The organism is Azospirillum sp. A23, assembly GCF_042938965.1.
GTDB classification, from domain to species: domain Bacteria; phylum Pseudomonadota; class Alphaproteobacteria; order Azospirillales; family Azospirillaceae; genus Azospirillum; species Azospirillum melinis.
This window is the reverse complement of record NZ_CP170671.1, coordinates 17501-30183: the sequence shown is the minus strand read 5'-3', so window position 1 is coordinate 30183 and position 12683 is coordinate 17501. Positions and strand designations below refer to the sequence as shown.

15 protein-coding genes and 1 pseudogene (1 of these 16 cut by a window edge) are annotated in these 12683 nt (G+C 63.3%); 6 read left to right on the top strand and 10 right to left on the bottom strand.

Going from position 1 to position 12683, the window contains the following annotated elements:
• The first annotated feature begins 33 nt into the window (after positions 1-33).
• The 3 genes from ABNQ40_RS34595 to ABNQ40_RS34585 are packed head-to-tail and all read left to right on the top strand — an operon-like array spanning position 34 to position 2011.
• The gene (locus ABNQ40_RS34595) at positions 34-903 is read left to right on the top strand and encodes a hypothetical protein (RefSeq protein ID WP_391349621.1); all 870 of its coding nucleotides are present in this window, start codon (positions 34-36) and stop codon (positions 901-903) included.
• A gap of 20 nt (positions 904-923) precedes the next feature.
• Positions 924-1211, top strand: a complete 288-nt coding sequence (locus tag ABNQ40_RS34590) for a hypothetical protein (RefSeq protein ID WP_391349620.1) — start codon at positions 924-926, stop codon at positions 1209-1211.
• Between the two features lie 8 nt (positions 1212-1219).
• On the top strand, positions 1220-2011 hold the full coding sequence (locus ABNQ40_RS34585; protein ID WP_391349618.1) for a hypothetical protein: 792 nt from the start codon (positions 1220-1222) through the stop codon (positions 2009-2011).
• Between the two features lie 117 nt (positions 2012-2128).
• Here the strand turns inward: ABNQ40_RS34585 and ABNQ40_RS34580 are convergent, their stop codons facing one another.
• The 7 genes and pseudogenes from ABNQ40_RS34580 to ABNQ40_RS34550 all read right to left on the bottom strand — a co-directional run bounded on the left by ABNQ40_RS34580 (position 2129) and on the right by ABNQ40_RS34550 (position 8483).
• Positions 2129-2668, bottom strand: a complete 540-nt coding sequence (locus ABNQ40_RS34580; protein ID WP_391349617.1) for a hypothetical protein — start codon at positions 2666-2668, stop codon at positions 2129-2131.
• Positions 2669-2950: 282 nt separating this feature from the next.
• Positions 2951-3577: a DUF3102 domain-containing protein gene (locus tag ABNQ40_RS34575; RefSeq protein ID WP_391349615.1), complete on the bottom strand. Its 627-nt coding sequence runs from the start codon at positions 3575-3577 to the stop codon at positions 2951-2953.
• Positions 3574-4194, bottom strand: a complete 621-nt coding sequence (locus ABNQ40_RS34570; protein ID WP_085086852.1) for a ParA family protein — start codon at positions 4192-4194, stop codon at positions 3574-3576. Before ABNQ40_RS34570 ends, ABNQ40_RS34575 begins: the two co-directional genes overlap by 4 nt.
• Complete coding sequence (locus tag ABNQ40_RS34565; protein WP_391349614.1) at positions 4191-5117, bottom strand: replication protein RepA; 927 nt, start codon at positions 5115-5117, stop codon at positions 4191-4193. Before ABNQ40_RS34565 ends, ABNQ40_RS34570 begins: the two co-directional genes overlap by 4 nt.
• A gap of 280 nt (positions 5118-5397) precedes the next feature.
• The gene (locus ABNQ40_RS34560; protein WP_391349612.1) at positions 5398-5709 is read right to left on the bottom strand and encodes a hypothetical protein; all 312 of its coding nucleotides are present in this window, start codon (positions 5707-5709) and stop codon (positions 5398-5400) included.
• Between the two features lie 217 nt (positions 5710-5926).
• Positions 5927-6055: pseudogene (locus ABNQ40_RS34555) on the bottom strand (IS1595 family transposase); the annotation flags it as partial.
• Between the two features lie 244 nt (positions 6056-6299).
• Entirely contained in the window at positions 6300-8483 is a 2184-nt protein-coding gene (locus ABNQ40_RS34550; RefSeq protein ID WP_391349610.1) for an ATP-dependent RecD-like DNA helicase, read from the bottom strand.
• Between the two features lie 427 nt (positions 8484-8910).
• Between ABNQ40_RS34550 and ABNQ40_RS34545 the strand changes: the two genes are divergently transcribed.
• From ABNQ40_RS34545 to ABNQ40_RS34535, 3 genes are all read left to right on the top strand, one after another.
• Positions 8911-9216: a hypothetical protein gene (locus ABNQ40_RS34545; RefSeq protein ID WP_391349608.1), complete on the top strand. Its 306-nt coding sequence runs from the start codon at positions 8911-8913 to the stop codon at positions 9214-9216.
• Between the two features lie 161 nt (positions 9217-9377).
• Positions 9378-9617, top strand: a complete 240-nt coding sequence (locus ABNQ40_RS34540) for a DUF4167 domain-containing protein (RefSeq protein ID WP_085086860.1) — start codon at positions 9378-9380, stop codon at positions 9615-9617.
• 13 nt (positions 9618-9630) lie between these two features.
• Positions 9631-10014: a hypothetical protein gene (locus tag ABNQ40_RS34535; protein ID WP_391349606.1), complete on the top strand. Its 384-nt coding sequence runs from the start codon at positions 9631-9633 to the stop codon at positions 10012-10014.
• Between the two features lie 322 nt (positions 10015-10336).
• Here the strand turns inward: ABNQ40_RS34535 and ABNQ40_RS34530 are convergent, their stop codons facing one another.
• From ABNQ40_RS34530 to ABNQ40_RS34520, 3 genes are all read right to left on the bottom strand, one after another.
• On the bottom strand, positions 10337-11203 hold the full coding sequence (locus ABNQ40_RS34530; protein WP_391349604.1) for a GTPase family protein: 867 nt from the start codon (positions 11201-11203) through the stop codon (positions 10337-10339).
• 336 nt (positions 11204-11539) lie between these two features.
• Entirely contained in the window at positions 11540-12520 is a 981-nt protein-coding gene (locus ABNQ40_RS34525) for a tyrosine-type recombinase/integrase (RefSeq protein WP_391349603.1), read from the bottom strand.
• On the bottom strand, positions 12517-12683 hold the 3' portion of the coding sequence (locus tag ABNQ40_RS34520; protein WP_391349601.1) for a hypothetical protein. The gene runs 7 nt beyond the window's last position; only the last 167 of its 174 coding nucleotides appear in the window; its start codon lies off the right edge, out of view; its stop codon occupies positions 12517-12519. Before ABNQ40_RS34520 ends, ABNQ40_RS34525 begins: the two co-directional genes overlap by 4 nt.

The window sequence follows — 12683 nt, the reverse complement described above, 5'->3', positions numbered from 1 at the left end:
TGACCATGCAGCACGATCGCATGGTGAGACGCAATGGCCCCCACTCCTCAAGCTCCCTTTCTCGCCACAGAACTCCTGGATGAACTCCGCACCATCCTGCTGTTCACCGCCGATTTCCTGGCCATGACGCGCAGCGCCGAAGCGGCAGCCGCCTTCATCGGCTTTGACTCTGAGCAATACCATTCCGAATCCCCAAGCCGTGTGGCTTTGGACTCCTTCCGCATCGCGCCCACGATAACGATCATCTACGATTATGCCTTCCAGGTCGGTGAGGCCCGCCACTTCAATGAAGACCTGCTGCAAGATGCCCTTGTCTTTATTGACGGTATCCCGCGTGTCGGTGGACAGGGAGCTGAGGGGGGGGAAACCCACCCCTATATGACCGAGGACGGGAAGTGCCGGCGCGCCATCACGACCGCCAACGCCCGTTGGAAGCTCGAAAGCCCCTACCCCTCTGAGCTCTCAGTGCGTGAGTTGGCCTTGCTGGCCAACATGACCGAAGGCGCTGTCCGCAACGCGCTCGCCGCCGCCGGCATTAAAGCCAAAGGCAGCCGGACCTTTGTCGATGTCGCCTTTGCTCGGGAGTGGTTGGCCGGCCGCCGGAGTTTCGTTCCGACCACTTGCTGGGAATACACCCCCGACGCCGCCCACCTGGACTTCCGCACCGCCCGGACTGTCTCTGATCTCAGCCTCGCCCTCACCCGGCGTGCCGAACAGAAGGGCCTGTCGGTCGCCGCTCTGGCCACCGCATCCACCGTGGTTCCGGAACGGACCGCCGCTTGGCTCAATGGCACCCCCGATTTGGACGTTGGGACTGCCGTGGCTCTGGCCGCCGCCCTCGACCTGGATCCGGCATTGGTCGCCGGCCGCACAGTCGAACTGCTTCTGCGCCAATCCTCCTGATCTCCCAAGGGGCCCGTATCATGCTTGAGGTACACAACTTCACCCGCCATGCGCGGGAGCGCGCCACTGCGCGCGCGTTTCCGCCGCTGGTGGCCGAACTCATCCTCGACTATGGCGAGTCCCGAGACGCCGGTGATGGCGCCCGCACCTACGCCCTGACCCGCACCAGCATGCGTACCCTGCGCCACCGCGCCGGCCCGACCCTCGTCAAGGCGCTGGAGCCCTATCGCAGCCGCAACGCCTACGTCATTGCCGCCGCCGGCCGGGTCATCACCTGCGCCTACGCCCCAAAACCCCTGTTCCGCTAGGAGCTACCATGGATACGCCCCTGTTTGCTCGCTTCGCCCCCCTTCTCCGCGACCTCAGCGACGACGCGCTCGACGCGGAGATCCGGCAGCCGCAGCGTCTGCTCCTCGACAGCCGTCTCCAGGGCGGCAAGCGCATCGACGTCGCCTACGCCCCGTTCGAGCACGTCACCCCGGGTGCCCGGATCGTTCTGGTTGGGTTGACGCCGGGCCACCAGCAGATGGGCAACGCCCTACGGGAAGCCCGCCGCGCTCTCCGCCAGGGCCTGAATGCCCCCGACGCCCTCGCCGCCGCCAAGGTCTTCGCCAGCTTCTCCGGCCCGATGCGCAGCAACCTGGTCGCCCTGCTCGATGGCATCGGGGTTCATCGCCTGCTCGAGCTCGCCTCAACCGCCTCCTTGTGGGGTGCGGACGCTGGTCTGGTCCACTTCACCTCGGCGCTGCGCAACCCGGTGTTCGTCGACGGTGCCAACTACAGCGGCGCGCCGTCGATGCTGACCACGCCCCTCCTGCGCGAGCAGCTGCAGGCCGGGTTGGCAACGGAACTGGCGGCACTACCCGGAGCCCTGGTGGTGCCGCTCGGGCTCAAGGTGGCCGAGGCGGTGGAGGCGCTCGCCCGCCAAGGCGTGCTCGATTCTGCCCGCGTCCTCGCCGGCCTGCCCCACCCGAGCGGCGCCAACGCCGAGCGCATCGCCTTCTTCCTCGGCCGCAAGCCGCGGGCGGCGTTGTCGGTCAAGGTCGATGCCGACAAAATCCTCCAGGTTCGCACGATCCTCACCGCCAAGGTGGCCGCGCTTGGTTGAACCATCCCAGGAGGAACTGGATGCTTGATGCGGAACGCCGGACCAGCATCGTGCTGCTGGTCCTCCGGCTTCAAAGTTACGACGTCATAGATCGTCGCGTATGACGGGGGCAGCTGATCAGGGGAGATGGGCAGCGCGCATGAGCTTCGCCAAGTCCAATTCGCCCTCTGCGCCCCAGCCGGCCGTGCCAGCCTTCACCTCCGGTCGGAACGCCTCGTACAGGCGGAATGCTTGCCGGGCGAGGTCCGCCGCTGGCATGGAGTGGGCCAGCCCTGTCATAGCGTGGCGCACCTCCTCCAGATCCGCTCCGAACTTGCTGCCCAGGTACCGCTCTACGCTCGCCGGCGTGATCGGCTTGCCGTGGCGCACCGCGCGCAGGCCGTCCTTGGTGTGTACGGCGGGGATCGATCGCCCCATCAGGTCGATGGGAATCTCCTCGCCCAGCTGGAGTGCCTTGCGCTGATCACCCACCGTCTCCGGTGTCGGCTCATAGATCCCCAGCCGGACGCCTTTCGCCTGCGCCGTGAGACCCGACAGAGCCTTGCCCAGGGTGAGGGCTTCGTCCCGGTCCAGGCCCAACCGCTCCGCCACCACGGCGGCCCACAGCGTCAGCACCGGCGCCCGGTTGATCATGATCTTGCGGTGCGAGGACGGCATCGTCTCACCTTGGCGTTGATCCCCTCTCCTGAACGGGGCCTCAGACCAGTGGTTCCTCTGAAGAGGGGGCAGACCGGACGGGGCGACCGGCAAAAAACAGGGAAACCCGTGTGGACTGCTGCATGGTAGATCCGGCAGGATTCGAACCGCGATCCTCTGCTTCCAAAGCATATGCGCTGCTAGACTGCGCTACGCTCCATCACAGGGTGCCGGATGAACTATCGCAGGGCGAACTGGATACTCAATGCGGAACGCCGGAACGGCATCGGCTCTGCTGATAAATCAGTCTTCCAAATTGGACAGCATATGTTCGATCTCAGTGCGTCGCTCCCGGATGCGGCGCTCCTCCACCTTTAGCTTTGCTAGTTCCTTCTCCAGCGCCTTTCGGCTGGGTGAGCTGGTCGGCCGCGACGCTTGCACGCGCAGTTGCCGGCGGAACGCGACGACGTCTTCGCGCCGCACGGTAGGATTGACCAACCCGGCGGCCACAGCCTGCTGCTGTTCCTCCGGTTTCAAGGTCACAACCTCGTAGACCGTCGCGTATGAAGGGGGCAGCTGATCGGCGGGGAAGGGCAGCGCACCAGTGTCGACCGCCTCCGCCACCTTCATCAGCATGTTGGCCGTGCGGTGGCTGAACGGCATGTCCCGCTCCACCATCTCGCCGAACTCACCATGCTCCAGGCGCGCTTTCGCTTCAATCAGGTGGCGGCCGACGTCGAGGAAGGCGTCGTTCGCCCGCTTCCACAGGCGCCCGATTTCCTCTATAAATTCGCGACGCGTTTCTAATTTGATCCGGGCAGACACCAGAAGATCGCCGCGGGTGTCCCGGTGGCGCTCTGCCGGCACCAAGCCATCGTCGCCGAATGCTGAGCCCAGCTTCTTGCGGGCCGGCTTTGCCGTCGGTGTCACAGGCCGATCCTCCGCCGGACTTCCTGCCACAGCGCGGCGACCTCATCCGCCCCGCGTCCGCCGACCTCCGTCACGCCATAGCCATTAGCCATCGCGCGCACCACGTCGACGCTGTCGGGGATCGCCGCCGCCGCCACATCGCCGGAGCGGATCAGCCGGAGGCGAGCTCCGTCGGTCTCTTTTACCCGCGGCTTCACCCGGTTGAGGCAGTAGATCGCCGGCCGATCAAGAGCCTGGACGGCGCGCATGATCGTTTCGACCGAGCGTACATCGTCAGGCAGCGCCTGGGTGGGGATCACCACCAATTCCGACGCCAGCACCAAGGCCTTGAAGCCCTCCGGGTCCTTCTCGATTGCAGTGGGGGTGTCGACCAGGACGAGCTGTGCGCCAGCCGCATCAGCCCGTCGCGCCGCGGCGGAGGTTTCGGCGGTGAACCCTGGAACTGGCACAGCGTCGGCATCAGCCCGCACACGGGCCCATTCGGCGGAAGTCCCCTGCGCATCAGTGTCGATGACCGCCACCGGTACCCCGTCACCAGCAGCAGCAGCAGCGAGGTTGCGTGTCAGCGTGCTCTTTCCGCTGCCGCCCTTTGGCGAGACAACAGCGATGATCTTCATGACACGGCCCCTGCCAGCCGCTTCGTGACCGGCGGCCGGCTGGGGTGCAGCATGATGCAACCAGATTCCACTCCGACCCGGGCGTCCGGATAAGCGGCTAGAGCCATGCGCAGCGCCTCGGTGAACGGCTGCTTGAAAGTGCGCAGAGAAGCGCAGCCGGCGCCGAACTGCGCGTACAGTGCCTGCCAGGAGACGGGTGTTGGCTTGCTGAGGCTATGCAGGCGGTAGGCGAGCCACACATAGATGTCGATCGACAGGGATTTGTTGCCGATGGTCCGCAGCGCGGCTTCCGAGACCGGCACCGGGTGTTCAATCAGGGAGTGATAGAACGCCTCGTTGAGCTTGACCGTCTCACGCCACAGCATTGGTTGAGCGTCGTCGTTCAGGGCACCGGTCAGTTCAATCGCGCTGTCAACGAACGCGCCATTATCACGTTGGCGAGCGCCGCCCTGATCGCTGAAGAAGGTCAGGCGGCAGGCAGAGATTCGCTTGGCCTGTTCGGTCACGGCCTTGTAGGTCGCGCCACCTATGGCACCGATCCCCATGGCGGTCATCCATGCCTTCATGGATCGCCCGAGTTCCACCTCCCGCGATCCTGTCCGGATGGCTTGGGTCTGGAGGTAGATTAGGATCATGCGCGCTTTGGAGCCGTAGGGCACGCCGATCAGCTCGCCTTTCTCCGTGCAACCAGATTCCACCAGCAGCGTGACGCGGTGCCCCTCCCTGCGCCACAGCCGTTCTGGTGTGTTCTTGTGAGGCAGGGAGGTCAGGGCAAAGCCCGCATGGCAAATGCCCAGGCTTTCACCTTCATCGGCGAGGACGGCGGCAGCGATCTCCAGTTCTTGCCGTTCCAGTTTGGTGTCGGCAAGGTCGCGTGCACGTTCCAGCCCATGGGCTGTGATGAGATGGTGGATGTTCCCCATGGCACGCATTCGGCAGATGCCAATGGCTCCGGTCAATGGTGGAATCTGGTTGCGAGGCTATTCGAAAGCTATTTGAATTATATCTATTTGCTTAGCAACCAGATTCCACTGAATAAGCTGATTCGTGCCAACCAGACTCCACTCTCTCGCAACCAGATTCCTGTGAATAAGTTGGTTTGGTTGGAGACGTTTAGCTCTATAGGCAGGGGCATGAAGTGCGAATCGGACAGACTGCTGCAGCTTGGTGGGGGCTTACCTAGGTTTCCCATTCCATTGCTACTCACCCCCTTAGCCCAGCGGTGCCGCAGTGGGGCGGCAGCGGGCCGGCGACCGGCAGTTCCCGGGCCAACGCCTTGTAGCGGGCGAGCTCGGGGTCGCCGGCGATGTAGACCGGAATGCAGCCGCGAAAGCCGAAGTCGGCGCGGTCGTTCCAGGTGCGCAGGGGCAGGAAATCGCGCCGCCAGCTCGCCCGCAGATAGGCCAGGTGCTCGACGGCGGCGCCGACGCATTTGGAGACGATGAGAACGTTACGGATGCGGCCGCCCTCCAGGAGGGCTTGCCTGATCTCGCCTTCCTGCAGCCCGCTTGCCAAGCCCCGCCCCTGCCGTTCCGCTCAATCGCCGATATGCAGGGCGGTCTGGTCCGGCCAACAGCCACCGGCCGGCGCCGGGGTCCGTCCCGCCTGCCGCCGCTTTTTTAACAGCCCAAGCGCAGCCGGAGCGAGTAGGCATTGCGGATAGGCGCCCGGTCATTCCGTAGGCTTCCCTGAGGGCAGCGCGATAGGTGTCAGCTAAACAACATCGCCATTATCAACTAAAGACAGCTACGGCGGAGCGGATGCTGATCCCGACGTCCTTGGTCCGCCGGAGTTGGCGCCCGACAGCATAACGGAAGACGGCCGGAAGCTGGAGAGCTGGAGGAACACGGGACCAGAGAGGTTCGATCTCCACCCGCCTCTCGCGGGTCCAGTGTTCCGAGCAACCTGCCTCCCCCGCGCGACCACCAGCCATCCGCCCCCGTCAAGCCCTGGGCAACCTTGTCGCGCCCGCCCAACCCGTGCCGAGAAATCGTTTCCGTCATCGCTGATAGGGATGACAACGCGCCGCCCCCCTGCTCGGGGAAGCAAGCTATTCCGGAGCGGACGTGCTCCCCCTGTGGAAGAGGACAACGGTCCCGCACCGGTCAGGCTGCTTTTGCCAACAGCCACTCCTTCAGCTTTGACCACCGGCGCCCTTCCTGGTGTGATCGTACGGCCATTCCAAGCGCCTTCCGCTGTCCCACAATGACAACCAGCCTCTTCCCGCGGGTGACGCCGGTGTAGACGAGATTGCGCCTGAGCATCGTCCAATGTTGCATCGCCAGCGGGATGACAACGGCCGGGTATTCCGAGCCCTGGCTCTTGTGGATCGTCGTCGCATAGGCCAGCGACACCCGGTCAAGTTCACCGAAGTCGTAAGCGACCTCACGGCCGTCGAAGTCGATCAACAGTTCGCTGTTCTCGGGATCGATTGCGGTGATGATGCCCAGGTCGCCGTTGTAGACCTCCTTCTCGTAGTCGTTCTCGGTCTGCATCACCTTGTCGCCGAAGCAGTAGGTCCAGCCGAAGCGCTCCACCCGGACATCGCCAGGCGGGTTCAGCACCGCCTGGAGTTCCACGTTCAACGATCGGGCGCCGAGGCCCCCACGGTTCATTGGACAAAGCACCTGGACATCGCGCACGGGGTCTAAGCCGAAGCGCTTCGGGATCCGATTCCTGACGACTTCAATGAGCTTGCGGACACCATCCTCGGGCTCCGCCGCCTCGACGAAGTAGAAGTCCGAGCCCTCTATGGGTGTCAGATCCGGCATCTGGCCCTGGTTGATGCGGTGGGCATTGACGATGATGCGGCTGGCCGCCGCCTGTCGGAAGACCTCGGTCAGGCGCACTACGGGCACGGCGCCGGATGCGATCACGTCGGCCAGCACCTGCCCCGGCCCCACCGACGGCAACTGGTCGACATCGCCGACCAGGATCAGGGCCGACCTGTCGGGGGTTGCCTTCAATAACGCGTTCATCAGCGGCACATCGACCATGGACGTCTCGTCGACGACGAGCAGGTCGCACTCCAGTCGGTTCTCCTCGCTGTGCTTGAAGCCACCAGCTGCCGGGTCGAAGGCGAGCATCCGGTGGATGGTCCTGGCCTCCAGCCCGGTGCTCTCCGAGAGCCGCTTGGCCGCCCGGCCGGTCGGGGCGCACAGCAGGATGCGGATGTGCTTGGCGGCCAGGAGCTTCAGGATGGAGTTGACCAGGGTCGTCTTGCCGACGCCTGGGCCGCCGGTGATGACCATGACCTTGGATGCCAAGGCAAGCCGGACAGCCTCCCGCTGGCTCGGCGCCAGCGTCAGTCCTGTCTTCCCTGCCACCCATTCCAGCGCCTTGTCCATGTCGATGGCGGGCCAGGGCAGCGTCCCGCCCGCAAGGCCCCGCAGCCGGGCAGCGATGGCTTGCTCGGCCCGGTACAGCCCAGCCAGGAAGACGCAGTCCCTGCCCTCCAGTTGGTCGGCGATGACGGCGCCGTCGCGAAGCTCGTCCGTCAGCGCCTCGGCCACCAAGTCGGTGCCGACCTCCAGGAGGTCGCTGACCAGCTTCTCCAGGTCCTCCACCGGCAGGCCGCAGTGCCCCTCGTCCATCGCCTCGGCCAGGGCATAGCCGATGCCCGCCCGGACGCGGACCATGGCCGTCTTCTCGATGCCCAGCTTGGCCGCGATGGCATCAGCGGTCTTGAAGCCGATGCCACGGATGTCCCGGGCCAGCCGGTATGGGTTCTCGGTGATGAGTTGGATGGCCTCCTGCCCGTAGGTCTTGTAGATGCGGACCGCCCTGGAGGTGCCGACGCCGTTGGCGTGCAGGAACAGCATGATCTCCCTGATCGCCCGCTGGTCGGCCCATCCCTTGATGATGCGGTCGGCCCGCCTGGGCCCAATGCCGGTGACCTCGCGCAGGCGACCGGGTTCGGCCTCGATGATGTCGAACACCGCCTCACCGAACGCCTTCAACATTTTCCTGGCGTAGACCGGGCCGATGCCCTTGATCATGCCGGAGCCCAGGTACTTCTCGATGCCCTCCAGCGTCGTCGGCTGGGTCGCCTTCAGGAAGGTGGCCTTGAACTGGAGGCCGTGGGTGCGATCGTTGACCCAGCTGCCGCTTGCCTGGATCCACTCACCGGATGAGATCATGGCGGCGTGAGCGACGACGACAACCAAGTCGCGGTGCCCGCGGACCTTTACCCGAAGCACGCAGAAGCCGGTCTCGGCGCTGTGGAAAGTCACGCGCTCCACCAGCCCGGCCAGGGACTCCGTCGATGACACGATGGCTTGCCCGCTCATGCCGGGATTGTGCAGGATTCCCGAACGCCGGGCCAGCCGCATTCGCGGTCGACGGCCAACTGCAGCCATACAGATCAACGAGCTATATCATTGATCAGCTGATAGAATTTCCTGTGTAGGGTGGCCCTGCGTCGACGCTGATGGAGAACCATCACCAAGCTTCTTCCTTCGATGAACCAACAAGATGTTGGAGTACAGATGCTGGTTGATATTGGGCGCCGATCCACCGTCCCGAGTGCCATTCGGGCTTTCAGGGGGTCGCCCACCTCAGCCCGGATTTTGGTGATGTCAACGGTCCAGCCACCGCTGCCCTTGACCACTGGGGCGCCGCTGAAATGCAGAGAGCTGTCGGATTGGCGGTCGGGAGCATTGACCAGAGCAGCCCCCTTCAGCATAACCAACCCGTAAAGAGCATTATGAGACTGTAGTGAGTGAAGAAGAGACAGTCCTGGCTGAAGTCGTCAGGGTCCGGAAAGCTCCTGTTGGTGGGAAGCTTCTGGCGTTGGTTGATGTCGTCATTGTCATCCACGGCGTCGAGTTCAAGGTTCGAGGCCTCCGTGTATCGAGAGAGATCATGGATGGCAATCATGCCACCTCTCTCACCTCGCCCCTTCATCGGGACATTGATGGACAGTGGAGCCCGACGGTTACCTTTCCCGAGGAGCTTCATCAGCCGCTCACCGACATTGTCTTGGCGGCTTGCATTGACGCGGGTGTTTGTCGGGAAGCCTGACCTGCGGGCAGTCGAGATCATAGAGCACCGCCACGACCATCGACGGTGTGATAGACTCTGGCGACGCCAAGTCAGGAAAGCGCAAATGCCTAATGGCTGAGGAACGGCACTGGGTCATCCAAGCCGTCCCTTTGTTTTCTCCAAGACACCCGATAGGTTGAATGTCAGCACTCATCCCCCGCAGTGGCCAAGCGTCTCAACCTAGGGTCAGCACGGCACGGTCTGCCGGTGCCGGTGGAGTCCGTCCTGCGCCGGTCCGGGTCACTGGATCGGCAGTCCAGAAGCAGGCCCAGTGGCTTGGCCGGGCCGCCGATGCCGAACGCATCGGAGATGGCGTGGAGGCGGAATTGTGCCGGCAGTATGCCGAGCATTGGTTCCGCGTCTCACGCGGACAGGACTGAGGGAGAGGATCCGGTGAGCGACACCACCTTGACGCCACGGGAACGCGCCTTGATCCGCAACGAATTCATGGTGCGCTTTGGTCAGGCCCCCCGGCTGGAGAACGGCATCCTGGTGAAGCGGTGGGCCACCGGACCGAACAAGGGTCAGCCTAAACCCGGGACGATCATCCAGGGGATGCTGGACCGTGGACTGCTGGAGCTGCGGGATGACGGTGCCCACTGGCTGCGAGCGCGGTTCACCGAGGCCGGCCTTGCTGCCTTGCGGCACATGGCCGAGGATCCACGCGCGCTGCCATCAGGCGACTATCAGCATGTTCTAGACGAACTCGGACAGGCGCAGCCAGCAGATCACAACAGCACGTCGCCACCCCTCCGCGGTTCGACACCTGGCGTGTGAGGAAGAGAAAGAGCGACCGGGCTAACGCTCCTTACTCCTCCGTAGCCTGACTCCACTCAGTCGAACAGGCCATCGGACACGCTGGTCCACACCCCACGTCGGCGATGTAGGACAGCGCCATGTCCGCCGACTTGTGTCGGGTCTGCTTCATGATGGCGGCCAGCGTGTGCTGCTTCCGGGCGGCGGCCAAGCCGCGGCGTAGGCTGTCGCCGGTATAGCCGGTGGCGTCAAACCTTGGTCCGCGCCGCCTGTAGGCAACGCGGACCGGGACCGTCACCGCGGACGTTGAGCTACCGCAGCAACGCCTCGCAGTGCGATGCTCTCAAAAACGCCGTTTCAGCCAAATTCCAAGCAAAGCTATCAGCTTCGGACCATGAGCAACGATAATCTTTGGGATCTCATTCTTCACACTATCCCAAGCCTCACCTGCAACATTCTTAATAGACTGCCAGATTCCTTCTGCTGCATTTTTTTTTGCTTCATCACTTACATTTTCTTCCTTTGCCTCGCGTGTAAAAGAATATTTCTTTTCGTTTGGGAGAACATCAACGATAAGATCGATAAGGGGCATCAAGTTATAAGATTTGCCCTTTTTAGATACTGCAACAGAAATGATGTTCTTTGTTGACACTTCAAAGCGCCTTGAAACGTCATGTTCTTTCTCTGTGATGTTATGTATTTGAGTTCCTCCCGGCTTATATTCTTGACGATCCCAGTCGTCGGCATCACTAATCTTGTCAGTTTGCGTAATTACAAAAATAACGGGAGGGCGGCTTTCAGATCCAAATACAGACTTATATGCATCAAGACCGGAAGCATAGCTTCTGTCGTCAGCCTTGATAGCCCACAAAACTAAATCTAATTCCGGGACGATGCTTTTGTAAAGTTCCGTATACTCTCTGTGATGTTCTTGATCTTCACCAATCCCTGGGACATCAACAAGAACAATTCCTGATTTACCATCGCTGGTTCCGATGAGGATTTCTTGAGGCTTTCTGGTGCAGGCCTCAACATCGCTAATCGGCGCGACATCCTTCCCAAAAAGCGCGTTGCATAAGCTTGATTTCCCAACACCTGAGCTTCCAAAAACACCAACTTTCGGAGTATAAGATTGTATGCCTTTAATGGCATCACAGATATCATTGATCAGTTGGTCTTTATCCACAAAACTCAAGGTCTTCTCCTTCAAATCAGAATTTCATGTTTTGTTCTAGATTCCACTCCTGATTGGTTCAAGATATTTAGATAACATTTATCTTGGAAGTCGAAAAAACATTGCGCAATGCCTAAGAGTGCTAATTGGGAACATTCTTCAGCGTTTTGGAACGGTTGCGGGGAGATACATGAGATAGGCGGCCGGGTTGGTGGGTATGCCTTCAGGGAGTTGGACCACGAAGATCGAGGTGGGAACGTGGATAGTCGCATCGGTCAGCACACCCCCCCACCCTCCTCTGGTTGCACGAGGAAACCCGGTTTGAAGCCGAGCTATGCGTGACCGAAAAGAGTCGACCCGGAACAGTACCACTCAGTCGAACAGACCGTCGGACACGCTGGCCCACAGCTCGACATCGGCGACGTAGGACAGCGCCATGTCCGCCGACTTGTGGCGGGTCTGCTTCATGATGGCGGCCAACGTGTGCTGCTTTTGGGCGGCGGCGGTGGCCAGGCCGCGGCGCAGGCTGTGCCCGGCATAGCCGGTGGCGTCACGCCCGGCGCGGGTCAGCGCGCTCTGTACGATGCGGGCGACGGCGCGGTCGGACAACCGGTGCCGCCCGTCGCGCAGGTCCCCAACCCGCGTCGCCTGCACATAGAGCGGACCGGGCTCATCGCCGCGCACCGCGAGCCACCGCAGCAGGGCGGCGCGTGGACACACCGCCGCCTCGCGCGCCGCCACCAGCGGCACCACGGCGCCGCGGCCGGCTTGGTCGGTCTTCGAGCGGCGCAGCGTCACCAGCACACCCCGTGGCTGGATATCGACGTCGGCGCGATCGAGGACGGCGATCTCGGAGCGGCGCAGGGCGCCGTGCAGGCCGGTGAGGAGCAGGCTGGCGTCGCGGGCGCCGAGCGGGCTGGCCGGTAGGGCGGCGAGCACCGGGCGCATCAGCTCCGGCAGCAGCGGCGCCACCTTGGTGGGTTGCGTTCCTTTGGTGCGGGCGACGCCGGCGAGCACCTCGACGATGGCTTTGTGCTGGAGGTCGACCGGCACCCCCTCCTGGCGCAAATGGTGGGCCACCCCGGACAGGTAGGTGCGGATCGAGGCGGTCTTGAGGGCGCGCGCCAGCTCGGTGACGAACAGCACCAGCTGGCGCGGATCCGGGCTCAGCGGATCGAGCCCATGCGCATCGCACCACGCGCCGTAGCGCCGCCACGCCGTCCGGTAGATGGTGCGGGTTTTGTCGGCCTTGGCGCGCTGGACAAAGGCCTGGGCCTCGGCGACCAGCGCCGCCAGATCCGCGGAGGGCAAGGCCGGGTCCAGCGCGACGGGAAGGAGCGTGTCGGCGGTCACGCGCGGCCACTCCGGCGATTGACGCGCCCGTCTGCCGCGTCGAGCCAGGCGCGCAGGCGGCACAGCACCGCTCCGGCCTCGGGGGTGTCGAGCAGATCGGCTGACCGGCGCCCGGCGAAGGGGGGCTCGGCGATCGACGTCTCCAACCAGCGCACCACGCGGT